We start from the raw sequence: 16103 nt of genomic DNA on the forward strand, positions 1-16103 counted from the left end.
AGGAGACGGACCAGTGGCCGACAATGCGCGGGCGAAGAAGCTGGCGGACCTCATCCGGGAGGTGGTGGCCGAGAAGCTGCAGCGCGGTGTCAAGGACCCCCGCCTCGGTACGCACGTGACCATCACGGACACCCGGGTCACCGGCGACCTGCGGGAGGCCACGGTCTTCTACACGGTTTACGGTGACGACGAGGACCGCGCCAGCGCGGCGGCGGGCCTCGAGAGCGCCAAGGGCGTACTGCGCTCCGCGGTCGGCCGGGCGGCGGGCACCAAGTTCACGCCCACCCTGACCTTCGTCGCGGACGCCCTCCCGGAGAACGCCAAGACCATCGAGGACCTCCTCGAGAAGGCGCGCACCTCCGACGCCCAGGTGCGCGAGGTGTCCTCCGGCGCCCAGTACGCCGGCGACGCCGACCCGTACAAGAAGCCGGGCGACGAGGACGACGAGGACGCAGCCTCCGAATGAGCAACAACGCAGGGAAGACGCCGGACGGGCTTGTCATCGTCGACAAGCCGTCCGGCTTCACTTCGCACGACGTGGTCGCCAAGATGCGCGGGATCGCCAAGACCCGCCGCGTGGGCCACGCCGGCACGCTCGACCCGATGGCTACGGGCGTCCTCGTCCTGGGCGTCGAGAAGGCCACCAAGCTCCTCGGCCACCTCGCGCTCACGGAGAAGGAGTACCTCGGCACGATCCGCCTCGGCCAGGACACCCTGACGGACGACGCGGAGGGCGAGATCACCTCCTCCACGGACGCCTCCGCGGTGACCCGCGAGGCCGTGGACGCGGGCATCGCCAAGCTGTCCGGCGAGATCATGCAGGTCCCCTCGAAGGTCAGCGCCATCAAGATCAAGGGCGTGCGCTCCTACAAGCGCGCCCGCGACGGCGAGGACTTCGAGATCCCGGCCCGGCCGGTGACCATCTCGTCGTTCCAGGTGTACGACATGCGCGAGGCGGAAGCCGAGGACGGCACCAAGGTCGTCGACCTCGTCGTCTCCGTCGTCTGCTCCAGCGGTACGTACATCCGCGCGCTCGCCCGTGACCTGGGCGCCGACCTGGGCGTCGGCGGGCACCTCACCGCGCTGCGGCGCACCCGGGTGGGCCCGTACAAGATCGACCGGGCACGGACCCTGGACCAGCTCCAGGAGGAGCTGACCGTCATGCCGATCGGCGAGGCGGCGGCCGCGGCCTTCCCGCGCTGGGACCTCGACGCCCGGCGGGCCTCGCTGCTCGCCAACGGCGTGCGGATCGACATGCCGGACGCGTACCCCGCGGGACGGACCGTGGCGGTCTACGGGCCGGACGGCGTACTGCTCGGGCTCGTGGAGAGCAAGGGCGGCAAGGCGAAGTCGCTGGCGGTCTTCGCCTGATCCGCTGATCCGCCGGTCGTCGCCCGACCCGCTGGTCTTTTGATCCGCTCCGACGTGGAGCGGTGAGCGCACATCGCCTGCCGCTCACCGCTCCACGACCCCCCTCGGGTAGGTCTCTATCCAGCGGGGCCCTCGTATTCACCCGTCCGGGCAGGCGCGCGGAGTGACTGGAGGGAGCGCAAGGGGGCGCTTTCGCCCTCCGCACTCCTTCCCCGCCGGGGCGCCGACCGCCCGATATGACGGAGACAGACCCCGGCCAGATGCCGATGCTGGCCCCCGGGCACGGGCATGGCAGTCTTAGACCAGCAATCGGCAACCAGTAAAAGGGCCTACACGGTTCGGGCGAGGAGCGGTCACAGTGCAGCGCTGGCGTGGCTTGGAGGACATCCCCCAGGACTGGGGACGCAGCGTCGTCACCATCGGCTCGTACGACGGTGTGCACCGGGGCCATCAGCTGATCATCGGGCGGGCCGTGGCCAAGGCCCGCGCGCTCGGCGTCCCGTCCGTGGTCGTCACCTTCAGCCCGCACCCGAGCGAGGTCGTGCGCCCCGGCAGCCACCCGCCGATCCTGGCCCCGTACGACCGCCGTGCCGAGCTGATGGCCGGGCTGGGTGTGGACGCACTGCTGATCCTGCCGTTCACGGCGGAGTTCTCGCAGCTCTCCCCGGCCGACTTCATCGTGAAGGTGCTCGTCGACAAGCTGCACGCGCGCGCCGTCATCGAGGGCCCGAACTTCCGCTTCGGCCACCGGGCCGCCGGGAACGTCGACTTCCTCCGCGAGCTGGGTGCCACGTACGACTACGAGGTCGAGGTCGTGGACCTGGTCGAGCGCGGCGAGGCGGGCGGCGGCGTGCCGTTCTCCTCCACCCTGGCGCGCAGGCTGGTCGCCGAGGGCGACATGGACGGCGCGGCCGAGATCCTGGGCCGGCCGCACCGGGTCGAGGGCATCGTCGTACGGGGCGCCCAGCGCGGGCGTGAGCTCGGCTTCCCGACGGCCAACGTCGAGACGCCACCGCACACCGCGATCCCCGCGGACGGCGTGTACGCGGGCTGGCTCACGGCGGGCGGCGAGCGGATGCCCGCCGCGATCTCGGTCGGCACGAACCTGCAGTTCGACGCCACCGAGCGGACCGTTGAGGCGTACGCGATCGACCGGGTCGGCCTGGACCTGTACGGCCTGCACGTGACCGTGGACTTCCTCGCGTACGTGCGCGGCATGGCGAAGTTCGAATCCCTGGACGGCCTCCTCGAAGCCATCGCGGACGACGTGAAGCGCGCGCGGACGCTGACCGAGTCGTACGACGCGGAGCGCTGAGCCGGCCGACCGCCCCCCGAACGCGCAAGGGCCCGTACCTCCCCGGGGAGGTACGGGCCCTTCCTGCCGTCGTGGCCGTTCAGCCGAGCCGCGGGTCGCGCGGGGGCTGCTGGGGCTGCTGCGGGTGCTGGGGCGGCTGCTGCTGCGGCTGCCAGGGCTGGCCGGGCTGCGGGTAGGGCTGGGCGTACGGCTGCGGAGGCTGCTGGTACGGGGACGGGCCCTGGGGCTGGACGTACGGCGGCTGGCCCTGCGGCTGCTGCGGAGGCTGCTGGTACGCCTGGGGCTGCGGGGGCTGCGGCTGCTGAGGTGCTCCCCAGTGGCCCTGGGGGGCCTGCTGGGCGGCGCGGAGGAAGTCCTCGGCGACGAGCGCGGAGAGGTTGAAGTACGCCTCCCGGGTCTTCGGCCGCATCAGGTCGAGGTCGACCTCGGCACCGGCCGCGAGGTGCTCGTCGAACGGCACCACGACGACGCCCCGGCACCGGGTCTCGAAGTGCTGGACGATGTCTTCGATCTTGATCATCTTGCTGGTCTCGCGGACCCCCGAGATGACCGTGAGGGAGCGGGAGACCAGATCGGCGTACCCGTGGGCCGAGAGCCAGTCGAGCGTGGTGCTCGCGCTGCTGGCGCCGTCCACCGACGGGGTCGAGATGATGATCAGCTGATCGGCCAGGTCCAGGACTCCGCGCATCGCGGAATAGAGGAGACCGGTGCCCGAGTCGGTGAGGATGATCGGGTACTGGCGGCCGAGCGTGTCGATGACGCGGCGGTAGTCCTCGTCGTTGAACGTCGTGGACACGGCCGGGTCGACGTCGTTGGCGATGATCTCCAGGCCGGAGGGGGCCTGGGAGGTGAACCGCCGGATGTCCATGTACGAGTTCAGGTACGGGATCGCCTGCACCAGGTCCCGGATCGTGGCCCCGGTCTCGCGGCGGACGCGGCGGCCGAGGGTGCCGGCGTCGGGGTTCGCGTCGATGGCCAGGATCTTGTCCTGGCGCTCGGTGGCGAGGGTGGCGCCGAGGGCGGTGGTGGTCGTGGTCTTGCCGACGCCGCCCTTGAGGCTGATGACGGCGATGCGGTAGCAGGACATGACCGGGGTGCGGATCAGTTCCAGCTTGCGCAGGCGCTCGGCCTCGGCGGCCTTGCCGCCGAACCGGAACCCGGAGCGCTGGGGCCGGGCCTTCTGCTTGCCGCGCAGCAGGCGGTCCGAGGACAGCTCGACCGCGGCGGTGTAGCCGAGGGGTGCGCCACCGCCCGTGCCGGGGCCGGGCTGGTAGCGCGGGTCGTGCGGCTGCGGGCCCGGCTGGGGCCCGGCGGGCCACTGGGCGTTGGCACGGGGGTCGTACTGGGGCTGCTGGTGGGGCTGCGGCTGCTGGGGCTGCGGCGGTACGGGCGCGGACTGCGCGGGCGGGAAGGCGTAGTCGTTCGCGTCGACGCCCTGCTGGGGCTGCGGCATCGGCTGCGCCGGTGCGGCGGCCGGGGGGAAGCCGTACCCGTCCTGGGGCGCGGGCGCGGGGGTGTGCGCGGCGGGACCGGGGTTCGGGGGGAACCCGTAGCCGTCCTGGGGGACCGGAGCGGCCGGGCCGGGGGAGGGCGGGAACCCGTAGCCGTCCTGCGGTGCCGTGGTGGAGGGGAACGCGGGCGGCAGCGCCGGGAGTTCGCCTCCGGGTCCCCCGAAGGGGGCTCCCACGGGCGGGTGAATCGCGTCCGCGGGGCTGACGGGCGGCAGGGCCTCCGGCGCGGACACGGCGTCGCGGGCCTCGTCCGCCGCGGCCGCGGGCTCGGGGCTCGTGAACGGGACGGGGGTCCCGTCGGGCGGCGTGTCCTGCCGCTGGACGGGGTCGGGCGCGTCGGAGGGGGCCTTGACCAGCTGCCCGGGCGCATCCGCCGGTGCCGGAGCAGGCAGCGCGGGCGCGTCGGCCGGCGCCGGGAGGGCCGGGGGAGCCGAGGGGGCCGGGGCCGCCGGAACGGGTACCTCGGCGGCGGGAGCGCCGACGCCTTCGGCCGGGACCGGCGCGGCCGTGAACGCCGACGGCGCGGGCGCGTCGGCCGGCGTGCCGAGGGGAGCCGGGGCCGGTGCCGGGAACGGCGGGGCGGCACTGTCGGCCGGAGCCGGAGCCGGAGCCGGAGCCGGGGGCGCCGGGGGCGCGGGCGTGTCGGCCGGCGCCGGGAACGGCGCGGGCGCGGGCGCGTCGGCCGGGCTGTCGAAGGGAGCAGGCGCCGGGTACGGCGGGGGCTGCGTCTCGGCCGAGGTGCTGAACGGAGCCGGGTACGGCGCGGGCGGGGCGGTGCCTTCGGCCGGCGCCGGGATCGGCGTGGCCGGGGGCGGGAAGGGGGACGGGACGCCCGCGCCGTCCGAAGGGGTGCGCGGGGCCGGCGGGGCGATCCGCATGGTCGGGGGCGAGGCCACGTCCGACGGGCGGTGGGGTTCGAAACCGCTGCCCTCGGGGAGCCCCGGTACGGGCGTGGCCGGCGCCGCACCCTGCGTGTACCAGGCCGGCGGGGTGTAGTCGATGGTGAACTCGCCCGTCACCTCGGGCTCCGCGTCGGACTGATCGTCCGTCGGGACGTCCCAAGTCCCGCCGCGCCTCTCGTTCCGATCGCCGCTCACTGGTCCTCCTGGTATGTCGAACACTGGTCCGGCGCCCACCTCGACGCCGCGCCCACGCTCAGCCTAATCGTGCGCGCCGACGCCGGTGTCCGCCCCCGTGGACGCGCCGCCGCCGGGCCCCGGGGCCGGCTCGGTGGCGTCGTCCTTCCCGTCCTGCCTACAGGGTGGCCGCCTCCTGAGCAACCGTCACCGGCCTCCGCCGGGGGCTCCGCCCCGGATGAGGCTCAGTCGATGCGCCGGGAGGGGCCCAGGAGTCCGGTTTCGGCCTCCGTGCCCTGGGTCATCACGAACTGGCGGTCCCGCGGCGTGCACCACAGGGTGACCCCGTCGCCCAGCGTCGGCAGCGAATCCACCGCCGCCCGCGGCAGGTTCATCAGACGGCCGAGCTGCTCCGCCTCGTCCGGGGACACCCGCTGGACGCCCACCAGCGAGGAGTTCTGGAGCAGCCGCGGCGCCGTCGGGCTCAGGTACGGCAGCAGGGTCAGCACCGACTGCCAGGGCCCCGCCACCACGCGCCCGCGCGGCGGCCGCATCCCGCAGTCCCGGATCACCAGCACCGGGCTGCCCGCCGACGCACCCTGCGGCGGCACCCGGCCCACCTCGTGCAGGGTCACGCACTGCTGGCCGCCGCCCGCCGCCTGGGCCAGCCCGGACCACACCTGCCCGCGCCCGGTCTCCACCGCGACCCGCGCACCGGTCGCCGCCGCGCGCAGCGCCAGTACCTGCGCCGTCCACAGGCCGCCGATCAGCGTCACCTCGTACGGCGTCGGCCGGTTGATGCCGAGCACCGCGGGACGCCCCTCGGCGTCCACGCCGATGACGACCCCGTCGTCCCCGACGGGCAGCGCCAGCCCGTCCAGGTCCGCCGCCGGGACCACGTGCCGTTCCCGGCGCGGGCCGATCAGTCCGAAGCCGCCCCTCATCGCGCCCCTCCCAGCGGCAGCGAGGCCAGCAGCCCCGGTACCTGTTCGCGGTCGAGCCGGACCAGCCCGGTACGCACGCCGCGGGCCGTCCGTTCCAGTTCCCGGCGGGCCGCCACGAGCTCCTCGTCGCTGCGCCCGGTGACCCGTACGTGCCCGGTCAGCGTCACGCCCTGGCGCTCCGCCGGGGCCATCGTCAGGCTGAAGTTGGTCGCCAGCGCCGGTAGCGAGGTCAGCAGCGCCACGAACTGGGGCAGGGAGGCCGACCCGCCGCCGCCGAGCTGCGGCCAGCGGGCAATCCAGTACGTCGTGTGCCGCCGGTCGTCGCAGCGCCAGATCCGCGCCGTCTCCTCCGTCCGCCGGCCGGTGCTCGCGGTGCGCCCGGCCTGCGTGATCGCCATCGGGTTGGCGCACGAGGAGGTGGCGAGCGCGCCCGTCAGCTCCTGCTCGGTGAGCACGGTGGCCCGGAACCCGGCGCCGGTCAGCCGGCTCGCCAATTGGTCGGCCGCCCGCACCACACAGCGCTGCGCGCCCGCGAGCCCGCCGCCGCGCGCGGTGACCGCCTCGGGGCACAGCTCCGGGTCGAGCTTGAGCGCGATCCACGTCAGCCGCACCGCCGGGGTGCCCGTGGCGGCCTGGAGCGGCGCGTAGTTGCGGGTGGCCATCGACTGGGCCGGCAGGTGCGGGGCCGGCGCGGGCTGCGTGTGCTGCACGAGCTGCGCCGACTCCAGCCGGATGCCGTCGACTTCGAGGATGTCCCGTACGAGCCCCAGCGGCAGCGGCCGCGCACCGCGGTCGGGCCGCAGAGCGGTGGCGTCCATGTCCACCTGGACGACGGCGGTCAGGAACGTGCCGTCACCGACCATCCCGACGGGCCGCCGGTCGCGGTCGCTGAACGTGAGGGTCCGCAGCGCCGGATCGGCCTCGACGAGCGGGGCCAGACCGGGCTCGGTGCCCGCGGGCACCGTGAAGGAGGCGGCCCGGCGACGGCGCGCGCGCAGTTCCAGGGCGCCGCCGAGCCACTCGGGCAGGGAGCGCTGGTGGCGGCGTACGACGGCGAGCACCACCAGGGCGAGCGCCAGCACACCGGCGGGCACCAGCAGCATCGGCTCCACGACCCAGGCCACCAGCAGGGCGGCCACGGCGATCTGGAGCAGCACGAGTTGTTGCAATCGGAACGGGCCGAAGCGGCCCGGGCTCGACTTCGGATACGGCGTCACCCCGCCGCGTGCGGGTGCGGGCGCACCCGTCTGCGGCTGCGTCGCGGTGGCCATCATGCGCCCACCTCCCCTTCCCGGGGCGGTACCCCGTGAGTGCCGGAGCCTGACGCTGCACGCCGCATGACCCCGGAATCTCCCCAATCCACCCCAACAAGCCCTGATGTCCCGAGGACCCGCGCATTCGCGCGGTCCGGAAGGCAGGAAGCGGCGGCCTCACCCTACCCGGCCGGTACCCGCCCTCCGCCAGGGGGCATAGTAGGTGCCCGGTCCGACAATCGAGGCCCGGGGACCGTACTCACCGACCGGGCCGTGCGGGGAGAAGCAGGCGGTCATGGCATCACGACGTGATGAACTCAACGCGTACACCTTTGCGAAGCGGCGCACGGTGGCCGCGTTCCTCCAGCCTTCCGCCACGGGCTCCGAGGAAGGCGCGCCGCGGCCGCTGCGCGCGGTGCTGCCCGGGCTGGTGGCGGGGGCGCTCGTCCTCGCCGGGTTCGGTGCGTGGGGGATGTTCAAGCCGCAGGCCCCCAAGGGCTGGGACGAGGCCGGTACGAAGGTCATCGTGGGCAAGCAGTCGACGACCCGGTACGTGGTCCTGACGACGAAGGTCAACGGCAAGGACCAGACCCGGCTGCACCCGGTGCTCAACCTCGCATCCGCCCGACTCCTCCTGGATCCGCAGAAGTTCAAGGTCATCCAGATCGACGACAAGGTCCTGGACGCGGGCAAGCCGCCGCGCGGGCCCATCATCGGCATCCCCTACGCGCCCGACCGGCTTCCGGCCCCGCAGGACGCGGGCAAGGCGAAGCGGTGGGCGGTCTGCCAGGCGCCGGGCGGCAACGGCAAGACCGTGCAGACCGCGACCTTCGTCCTCGCCGACCGCGAGGCGGGGCTGATGGACGACGCCCGCAAGCTCACCGACACGCAGATGCTGTACGTGCAGAGCACGGGCGGCGCCAAGGAGCGCTACCTCATCGACGCCTCGGGGACGAAGTACAAGTTCCCCGAAGCCGGCCCGGACGCGGGCAAGATGACCAACGCGCTGGTCGGCAGCACCGGAGCGACCCCGCAGCAGGTCACCGAGTCGTGGCTGGCCACCCTCAACTCCGGGGACGACCTGGCCTTCCCGCAGCTGCCGGTACCGGCCGGCACGAAGGCGGACGTCCAGGGCCTGACCACCGCCGACAACAAGGTCGGCATGGTGCTGATGGCGCAGACGGGCTCCGGTGCGCAGCACTACGTCGTGCTGCCCGGGAAGGTCGCACCGGTCTCCGACTTCGTGGCGTGGCTGCTGATCTCGGCTCCCGCGACCGACGGCCTCAACATGCACGGCAAGCCCCACGAGGTCGACCTCCAGTCCCTCAACCCGGACACCGCGGCGTTCAAGGCCGAGGCCAAGTGGCCGCAGAAGAAGTCCGACCGGATCAACACGACGGCCGCCCCGGCGGACGCCGCCGGTGCGCAGGGCGCGGCTTCGCAGGGCGGCGGCGCGCGCGACACCGTCTGCAACGTGCTGCGCTCGGTCGACGGCCAGGGCGGCCAGACGCTGAGCACGTGGGCCGGCACCGGATTCCCCATCGACATCACCGCCAGCGGGACCAGCGCGTACGTCACGCCGGGCTCGGGGCTGCTCTACACGCAGGTCCAGGGCAAGCAGACGACCGCGGGCGGCGCCCTCTTCCTGGTCACCGACACCGGCCTGCGGTACGCGGTGCAGGCCAACGGGGACAGCGACGCGGAGAAGTCGAAGATCGGCGCCCCCGACCAGCAGAACGGCCAGGCCACCGCGGACGGCCGGCCCGAGGCCAGCCAGGCGCAGATCCGGCTCGGCTACGGGACCGTCACCCCGGCCCTGGTGCCCATCGCGTGGTCCGAGTTCCTCTCGAAGGGGCCGCGTCTGGACACCAACTCCGCCCGCCAGCCCCAGGGTTCGTGAGGAAGCCGCCGATGCCGATCCCCAAGTCACCGTACGCGCGCGGTGCGCTCGCCTCCGCCGCGCTCGCCGTCGCCGCCCTGTCCGGTACGGCGGCCCCGGCCGCCGCCGCCGCGGCGGCGCCGTACCCGGACCCCGTCCGCATCCCGGCGGCCACCCCGCTGGAGCTGGCGGGCGCGGGCGAGTGCACCTTCCCGATGAAGAAGCAGATCGCCGACCGTCCCTGGGCCCTGCAGCGGCTGCTGCTCGACGCGCTCTGGGCGCAGACCAAGGGCAAGGACAAGAGCGGCAAACCCGTCCGCGTCGCTGTCATCGACACCGGAGTCGACCGGGCGAACCCGCAGCTCAGCGGAGCCATCGACGTGGGCGCCGGCAAGGACTTCATCGACCCCAAGGGCGGTGACGGCACCACCGACACCGTCGGCCACGGCACCAAGGTCGCCGGGCTGATCGCGGCACGCCCGCAGGACGGCACCGGCTTCGTCGGACTGGCCCCCGACTCCGTGATCATCCCGATCCGGCAGAACGACGGGCAGGGCAAGGGCAACGCCCTCTCGCTCGGCCAGGCGATCGACCACGCGGTGGCCAAGGGCGCCCAGGTCATCAACATCTCCCAGGACACCGACGTCCCCCTGAGCGCCGACTCCGATCTCGGCAAGGCCGTCCAGCGGGCCGTCGACGCCAAGGTCGTGGTCGTGGCCTCGGCGGGCAACGACGGCATGACCGGCGAGAAGCGCAAGACCTACCCGGCGGCCTTCCCCGGCGTCCTCGCCGTGGCCGCCTCGGACCGCAACAACGAGCGGGCCGCGTTCTCCCAGCCCGGAGACTTCATCGGGGTCGCGGCGCCCGGTGTGGACATGGTCTCCACCGTCCCCGGCTTCGGCCAGTGCATCGACAACGGCACCAGCTTCTCGGCCCCGTACGTCGCCGGAGTCGCCGCCCTGCTGCGCGCCAAGCACGAGGACTGGAGCCCGCAGCAGATCATCTGGCAGATCCAGGGGACCGCCGAGCGTTCGGTCAACGGCCGTGACGACTACGTCGGATGGGGAGTCGTCGACCCGGTCCGCGCGCTCACCCAGGACCACGAGGCGCCCAAGGCCCCGGTCCCGGACCCCGGCCCGCCCCCGGCGGCCGCGCCCGAGGCGGCGGCGCTGCGGACGACCGAGACGGCGCAGGAGCGCGAGGAGCGGTTCGGCACGTACGCTCTCGGCATCGCGGGCGTGCTGATCGCGGTCATCGCCGGCACGGCGACAGTGGTGCGCGACGCACGCAGGCGCCGGGGCCGTTTGCAGTGAACCGTCACAGTTCATCAACGGTAGCGGCCCACTGGTGTTGGGGCTGTCAGATGAACTGGCTAGAGTGACACCAGGCTTCACGAATGTGATCGGGGGATCGCGTGAGGCGGAGGGGATTTCCGGCGGCGCGTGACTCGCATCCGTGCCCGGAACCTCCCTTCCGCTGCGCAATCCGCCGGTTCTGCCGGCGAATTGAGAAGTGAGGAGCTTCGGATGAGCAATTTCGGACTCGCAGACGATCCGATCGTCCAGGCGAAGAACAAGATCGAGACGACGGCCCGCGCCGTCACCACCCAGTCCCGCGAGCTGGCCGACATCCTGGCCACCGTGAGCGCCGGCTGGACCGGTGTGGGTGCCTCGGGCTTCGTCTCCGCCCAGACGGTCGTCAACGAGGACCACGACGAGATCCGTCGTCTGCTCGGAGTGCTGCACAACGCGGTCGCGCAGACCAAGAACCTCAGCAACGCGCAGGACGACGACGTGCGCGCGGCGTTCAAGACGGTGCAGGCCGGCGCCGGCCAGGGCGGCTCGGGGCTCAACGGCATCTGACCTGCCGCCCAGGTCTCGCGGCGTCACGTCGCTCCCACTCAACTCAGCGCGAAGGAGAACAACATGTCCGGTGACAGCGGGCACACCCGGGTCCGGTATGAGAGCGTCCAGGAGATGGCGAACCGCATCCGCGTCGTCTCGAAGAAGATCATGACGGACCTGGAGGAGATGGACCAGGCCCTGAAGGTCGTCACGGACACCTGGGACGGTGAGGCGCACCAGGCGTACGTCACCCTCCAGGGGAAGTACAAGGGCAAGGCCGACCACATGCACAAGCAGCTGGAGCAGGTCGCCAAGCTCATCGAGCAGGGCAAGGGCGACTACCGCGCCACCGACGTGAAGGCCTCGCGCCTGTTCACCGAGGCCTACTGAGCCCGGCCGGCCACAGCCGCATGACGAAGGGGCGCGCCCGACCGGGCGCGCCCCTTCGTGCCGTTTCGCCGTACGGGCCTCAGCGCGGTCCGCGGTCGAGATCGAACTCCCCGTCCCTGGCCCCGAGCACGAAGGCCTCCCACTCGGCCGCCGTGTAGCGCAGGACGGTGTCCCGGTCGAGCGAGGACCGCATGGCCACCGCACCCTCGGGCAGCCGCGCGATCTCGACCCGCTCCTCGTCGGGGCTGGACCCCGGGGGGCCCTCCCACTCGACGCCGCTGATGTCGAGCGCGTACAGCTCGTCCTTCTCCTGCTGAGTGCCCATGTGCGGCCTTTCCCTCGGCGGTGCGGTGCTCCCGCGGTCTTCCCTCCCGATTATCGGCGCTCCGCCCCGCCGCGGGGGAGTCTTTCCCGCCGATCACGAGAAAGCGGGGCCCGGCCGCCGGCCGGGCCCCGCTGCGTGTCGGTGCCGCTCCTCCGCCGCTACGCGCCCGGCAGGCGGCCCAGCTGCACCAGGGACGTGCCGCGCTTGCGCGAGGAGAAGTACGCGCGGCCCGGGGGCATCGGGCGCGGGCGGACGTTGCCGATGAGGTCTCCCTCGGACGGATCGCCCGACAGGACCACGCCCTGCGCGCCGAGCTCCTTGAAGCGCTGCATGAACGGCTCGTACATCGAACGCGAGGCGCCCGCCGAGTTGCGCGCGATGATGAAGCGGACACCCGTGTCGCGGGCGAACGGCAGGTACTCCACCAGCGGGGCCAGCGGATTGCCCTGGCTGGTGGCCACCAGGTCGTAGTCGTCGATGACGATGAACACGTCCGGGCCCGTCCACCAGCTGCGGTCGCGCAGCTGCTGCGGAGTGACGTCCGTCGGCGGCTGCCGCCGGGAGAACACCCCGCCCAGCGCCTCCATGTGCGTCTGCAGCGAGCTCGCCATCGGCGCGTACTCCAGCAGGTGCTCCTCCGGCAGCGCCCCGAGCAGGCTGCGCCGGTAGTCGCCGACGACGAGGCGGGCCTGGTCGGGGGTGTACCGCTCCGCGATCTGCTGGCAGATCAGCCGCAGCAGGTTCGTCTTGCCGGACTCGCTCTCACCGAACACCAGGAAGAACGGGTCGCTCTCGAAGTCGACGAACACCGGCTCCAGGTCCGTCTCGTCGATGCCGATGGCCAGCCCGCGGCCGGGCTGGTCCCCGCCGCGCGGCAGCTGGTCGGCGTGCAGCAGCCGGGGCAGCAGCCGTACGCCGGGAGCCGCGGCCCCCGCCCAGTTCTGCTTCACCGCCGACACGAACGCGGCGGTGGCCTCCGACAGCTCCTCCGGGTCGTGCGCGCCGTCGATGCGCGGCAGCGCGCCCAGGAAGTGCAGCTTCTCCGCGACCTGGCCGCGGCCGGGCATGCCCGTCGGCACGTTCGCCGCGACCTTGCGGTCGAACTCGGAGTCCATGACGTCGCCGAGCCGCAGCTCCAGCCGGTTCAGCATCTGGTCCTTGAGCGCGGCCCGCACCTCCATGTACCGCGCCGCCGTGATCACCACGTGGATGCCGTAGCCCAGACCCCGCGAGGCGATGTCCGTGACCACCGGCTCCAGGCCCTCGTACTCGGTCCGGAAGCCGCCCCAGCCGTCGATGACGAGGAACACGTCGCCCCACGCCTCGCCGGGCAGGTCGCCCGCCGCACGCCGCCGCCGGTACGTACCGATCGAGTCGACGTTGTTCGCGCGGAAGAACTCCTCGCGGCGGTTGAGGATGCCCCCCACCTCCGCGACCGTGCGCCGCACCCGCTCCGGGTCCAGGCGCGAGGCGATCCCGCCCACGTGCGGCAGCTCGGCGATCGACGACATGCTGCCGCCGCCGAAGTCGAGCCCGTAGAACTGCACCTCGCGCGGGGTGTGCGTCAGCGCGAACGAGGAGATCAGCGTCCGCATCAGCGTCGACTTGCCCGACTGCGGACCGCCGACCACCATCATGTGGCCCGCCGCACCCGAGAAGTCCCGGTACAGCACCTCGCGCCGCTGCTCGAAGGGCTTGTCGATGAGGCCGAGCGGTACGACGAGCCCGCCGGGCCGCGTGTACCCCTCCGCGTGCAGCCCCCGCTCCGCCGAGGGCGCCAGGGCCGGCAGCAGCTGGTCCAGCGGCGGGGCCTGGTCGAGCGGCGGCAGCCACACCTGGTGCGCCGGCACCCCCTGGCCCTCCAGCCGGCCCACGATCACGTCCAGGACCGTGTCCGCGAGCGCGTCGTCCTCCCGCCGGGACTCCGCCGCCAGGTACGCCGGGTCCGGCGCCGCGTACACGACCGGCACCGGCACCGCCGTGAACAGCGCGGGCCGCCGCTCCACCGGGAACAGCCCGACCGACAGGTCCGGCCCGCCCGAGCGGTAGGTGCCCGAGACGTAAGCCGCCTTGAAGCGCGTCATCTCGTCCGTACCGAACTTCAGGTAGCCCGAACCCGGCACCGACGGGAGGTGGTACGCGTCCGGTACGCCGATCGCGGTCCGCGACTCCGCCGCCGAGAAGGTCCGCAGACCGATCCGGTACGACAGGTACGTGTCCAGCCCGCGCAGCTTGCCCTCCTCCAGGCGCTGCGAGGCCAGCAGCAGGTGCACGCCCAGCGAACGGCCGATGCGGCCGATCTGGATGAACATGTCGATGAAGTCGGGCTTCGCGGTCAGCAGCTCGCTGAACTCGTCGATGACCAGGACCAGCGAGGCCAGCGGCTCCAGCGGGGCGCCCGCCGCGCGCGCCTTCTCGTAGTCGTGGATGTTCGCGTAGTTGCCCGCCGAGCGCAGCAGCTCCTGCCGGCGCTGCAGCTCACCGCGGATCGAGTCGCCCATGCGGTCCACGAGGGTGAGGTCGTCCGCCAGGTTGGTGATGACCGCCGCCACGTGCGGCATCTGCCCCATGCCCGTGAAGGTCGCACCGCCCTTGAAGTCGGCGAGGACGAAGTTCAGCGTCTCCGAGGTGTGCGTGACCGCCAGGCCCAGCACCAGGGTGCGCAGCAGCTCCGACTTGCCGGAACCGGTCGCGCCCACGCACAGGCCGTGCGGGCCCATGCCCTCCTGCGCCGCCTCCTTCAGGTCCAGCATGACCGGCGTGCCGTCCTCGCCGACGCCGATCGGCACGCGCAGCCGCTCACCGGCCGAACGCGGCCGCCAGGTCCGGGCCACGTCGATCGAGGCCGCGTCGCCCAGGTTCAGCAGGTCCGTGAAGTCCAGGTTGGCCAGCAGCGGTTCGTCGTCGTCCCCGCCGCCCGTGCGCAGCGGCGCCAGCTGCCGCGCGAGCGCTTCCGCTGCCGGCAGCGACAGCGTGTCCGGCACACCCTCGTACGCGATCCCCGCGCCCGACTCCAGCCGCAGCCGGCCCGGCCGCACCACGACCGACAGCCCGCCGCGCGGCTCGTCCAGCTCGCCCGCGACCACCTCGACGATGGTCACGCCCTGCAGCCCCTCGGCCGCCGCGAAGGCGGAGTCCGGCGGCACCAGGCCGCCGCGCGAGTTGGCGTCCAGTACGACGACCAGGTGCGGCTGGTCCAGCACCGGGGAAACGTCCCGGCTGAACCGCGGCCGCCCCTCCAGCCGGGGCGCCAGCAGCCTCTCCAGCTCGGTCAGGTCATCGCTGAACAGCCGCTTCGTACCGGCCCCGTCGACCTGCCCGGGCACCTGCGTGTGCGGCAGCCACTTCGTCCAGTCCCAGGACGGCACCGCCCCGGGCGCGGCCACCACGGCCACCACCAGGTCCTCGGGGGAGTGCAGCGTCGCCAGCTGTGCCACCAGCGCCCGCGCCGCCCCGCGCGCCGACTCCGGCTCACCGGAGACCGTCACGTGGTAGAACGCCCGCAGCGACACCGCCACCGGCAGCCCGTCCAGCGAGGAGTGCACCTTCAGGAAGCGCTGCATCGCGCCCGCCGTCAGCGGCTCCAGCTCGTCCACCGGCGCCGTGTCCGGCGCCACCAGCGGAGTCGACAGGCGCTGCGCGCCCAGCCCCAGCCGGGCCTGCCCGAAGTCCTCGTCGCCGACGCGCCGCTCCCACAGCCGCGAGCCCTCGGCCACCACCGACCACAACTGCTCGGGAGCCGGGTGCAGGTACAACTGCGCGTCGCGCTGGGCCCGAGCGGTCCTGCGGACCTGACGGCGGGTCTGCGCGAGGTACTTGAGGTAGTCCCGCCGGACATCGGCCATTTGCCCCTGCGTACCGCGCCGGTGGCGCACCAGCTGGGCGATGACCATGCCCACCGTGGACACCAGCATCAGCACACCCATGATGCGCATGAAGGGCGCCGCACCCGGCATGAAGAAGAAGACGACCGACGAGCCCATGCCGAGCATCGGCAGGAGCTGCATCAGCATGCCCTCCTGCTGCCCGCGGGGAAGCTCCGGCGGAGCCTCCAGTCTCAGCTCGTCCGAAGGGACTTCGGGCGGCAGGGACCGCGGCGGGCGTTTGACGACGATCTGACTCACCGGAGCATCAATCCCTCGAAAACGGACGGGACGTCGCTACCGGCGCCCCCAAGTCCCGGGCGCGAAGGGGG

The 16103-nt window shown here is 73.1% G+C and carries 12 protein-coding genes; 7 read left to right on the forward strand and 5 right to left on the reverse strand.

Going from position 1 to position 16103, the window contains the following annotated elements; translation table 11 throughout:
- Nucleotides 1-13 precede the first annotated feature (13 nt).
- From rbfA to ACFY1T_RS19815, 3 genes are all read left to right on the forward strand, one after another.
- Nucleotides 14-466: a 30S ribosome-binding factor RbfA gene (gene rbfA, locus ACFY1T_RS19805; protein ID WP_030859756.1), complete on the forward strand. Its 453-nt coding sequence runs from the start codon at nucleotides 14-16 to the stop codon at nucleotides 464-466.
- Nucleotides 463-1371 carry a tRNA pseudouridine(55) synthase TruB gene (gene truB, locus ACFY1T_RS19810; RefSeq protein WP_030859755.1) on the forward strand — a complete coding sequence of 303 codons (909 nt, stop codon included), beginning with the start codon at nucleotides 463-465 and terminating at the stop codon, nucleotides 1369-1371. Before rbfA ends, truB begins: the two co-directional genes overlap by 4 nt.
- Before the next feature lie 358 nt (nucleotides 1372-1729).
- Nucleotides 1730-2686 (forward strand): bifunctional riboflavin kinase/FAD synthetase, encoded by a 957-nt coding sequence (locus ACFY1T_RS19815; RefSeq protein ID WP_030859754.1) that lies wholly within the window; start codon nucleotides 1730-1732, stop codon nucleotides 2684-2686.
- Nucleotides 2687-2765: 79 nt separating this feature from the next.
- On the opposite strand, the gene ACFY1T_RS19820 is transcribed toward ACFY1T_RS19815, so the two are convergent.
- From ACFY1T_RS19820 to eccE, 3 genes are all read right to left on the reverse strand, one after another.
- Complete coding sequence (locus ACFY1T_RS19820) at nucleotides 2766-5294, reverse strand: SCO5717 family growth-regulating ATPase (RefSeq protein WP_390789265.1); 2529 nt, start codon at nucleotides 5292-5294, stop codon at nucleotides 2766-2768.
- A gap of 224 nt (nucleotides 5295-5518) precedes the next feature.
- Nucleotides 5519-6217, reverse strand: coding sequence for a hypothetical protein (locus ACFY1T_RS19825; RefSeq protein ID WP_390789266.1), 699 nt, complete (start codon nucleotides 6215-6217; stop codon nucleotides 5519-5521).
- A complete protein-coding gene (gene eccE, locus ACFY1T_RS19830; protein ID WP_327133802.1) occupies nucleotides 6214-7491 on the reverse strand; it encodes a type VII secretion protein EccE in 1278 nt (425 codons plus the stop codon). The genes ACFY1T_RS19825 and eccE overlap by 4 nt, the downstream gene beginning before the upstream one ends.
- A gap of 274 nt (nucleotides 7492-7765) precedes the next feature.
- On the opposite strand from eccE, the gene eccB reads away from it, so the two are divergent.
- The 4 genes from eccB to ACFY1T_RS19850 all read left to right on the forward strand — a co-directional run bounded on the left by eccB (nucleotide 7766) and on the right by ACFY1T_RS19850 (nucleotide 11583).
- Nucleotides 7766-9370 (forward strand): type VII secretion protein EccB, encoded by a 1605-nt coding sequence (gene eccB, locus ACFY1T_RS19835; protein WP_390789267.1) that lies wholly within the window; start codon nucleotides 7766-7768, stop codon nucleotides 9368-9370.
- A gap of 11 nt (nucleotides 9371-9381) precedes the next feature.
- Entirely contained in the window at nucleotides 9382-10662 is a 1281-nt protein-coding gene (gene mycP, locus ACFY1T_RS19840) for a type VII secretion-associated serine protease mycosin (protein WP_390789268.1), read from the forward strand.
- A 213-nt stretch (nucleotides 10663-10875) separates the two neighbouring features.
- Complete coding sequence (locus ACFY1T_RS19845) at nucleotides 10876-11211, forward strand: WXG100 family type VII secretion target (protein ID WP_030859748.1); 336 nt, start codon at nucleotides 10876-10878, stop codon at nucleotides 11209-11211.
- Between the two features lie 63 nt (nucleotides 11212-11274).
- Nucleotides 11275-11583: a WXG100 family type VII secretion target gene (locus tag ACFY1T_RS19850; protein WP_030859747.1), complete on the forward strand. Its 309-nt coding sequence runs from the start codon at nucleotides 11275-11277 to the stop codon at nucleotides 11581-11583.
- A gap of 79 nt (nucleotides 11584-11662) precedes the next feature.
- Here ACFY1T_RS19850 and ACFY1T_RS19855 read toward each other — a convergent pair whose 3' ends face one another.
- Nucleotides 11663-11908, reverse strand: coding sequence for a DUF397 domain-containing protein (locus tag ACFY1T_RS19855; protein ID WP_030161442.1), 246 nt, complete (start codon nucleotides 11906-11908; stop codon nucleotides 11663-11665).
- A 158-nt stretch (nucleotides 11909-12066) separates the two neighbouring features.
- Nucleotides 12067-16032 carry a type VII secretion protein EccCa gene (gene eccCa / locus ACFY1T_RS19860; protein ID WP_390789269.1) on the reverse strand — a complete coding sequence of 1322 codons (3966 nt, stop codon included), beginning with the start codon at nucleotides 16030-16032 and terminating at the stop codon, nucleotides 12067-12069.
- Nucleotides 16033-16103 lie beyond the last annotated feature (71 nt).

This window comes from Streptomyces sp. NPDC001194 (assembly GCF_042896985.1).
Classification (GTDB): domain Bacteria; phylum Actinomycetota; class Actinomycetes; order Streptomycetales; family Streptomycetaceae; genus Streptomyces.

What these genes read in the sequence shown, in the direction of transcription:
- truB (WP_030859755.1), top strand. Translation starts at nt 463, where the DNA reads ATGAGCAACAACGCAGGGAAGACGCCGGACGGGCTTGTCATCGTCGAC.
- ACFY1T_RS19845 (WP_030859748.1), top strand. Translation starts at nt 10,876, where the DNA reads ATGAGCAATTTCGGACTCGCAGACGATCCGATCGTCCAGGCGAAGAAC.
- ACFY1T_RS19850 (WP_030859747.1), top strand. Translation starts at nt 11,275, where the DNA reads ATGTCCGGTGACAGCGGGCACACCCGGGTCCGGTATGAGAGCGTCCAG.
- eccE (WP_327133802.1), bottom strand. Translation starts at nt 7,491, where the DNA reads ATGATGGCCACCGCGACGCAGCCGCAGACGGGTGCGCCCGCACCCGCA.
- ACFY1T_RS19855 (WP_030161442.1), bottom strand. Translation starts at nt 11,908, where the DNA reads ATGGGCACTCAGCAGGAGAAGGACGAGCTGTACGCGCTCGACATCAGC.
- eccB (WP_390789267.1), top strand. Translation starts at nt 7,766, where the DNA reads ATGGCATCACGACGTGATGAACTCAACGCGTACACCTTTGCGAAGCGG.
- ACFY1T_RS19825 (WP_390789266.1), bottom strand. Translation starts at nt 6,217, where the DNA reads ATGAGGGGCGGCTTCGGACTGATCGGCCCGCGCCGGGAACGGCACGTG.
- mycP (WP_390789268.1), top strand. Translation starts at nt 9,382, where the DNA reads ATGCCGATCCCCAAGTCACCGTACGCGCGCGGTGCGCTCGCCTCCGCC.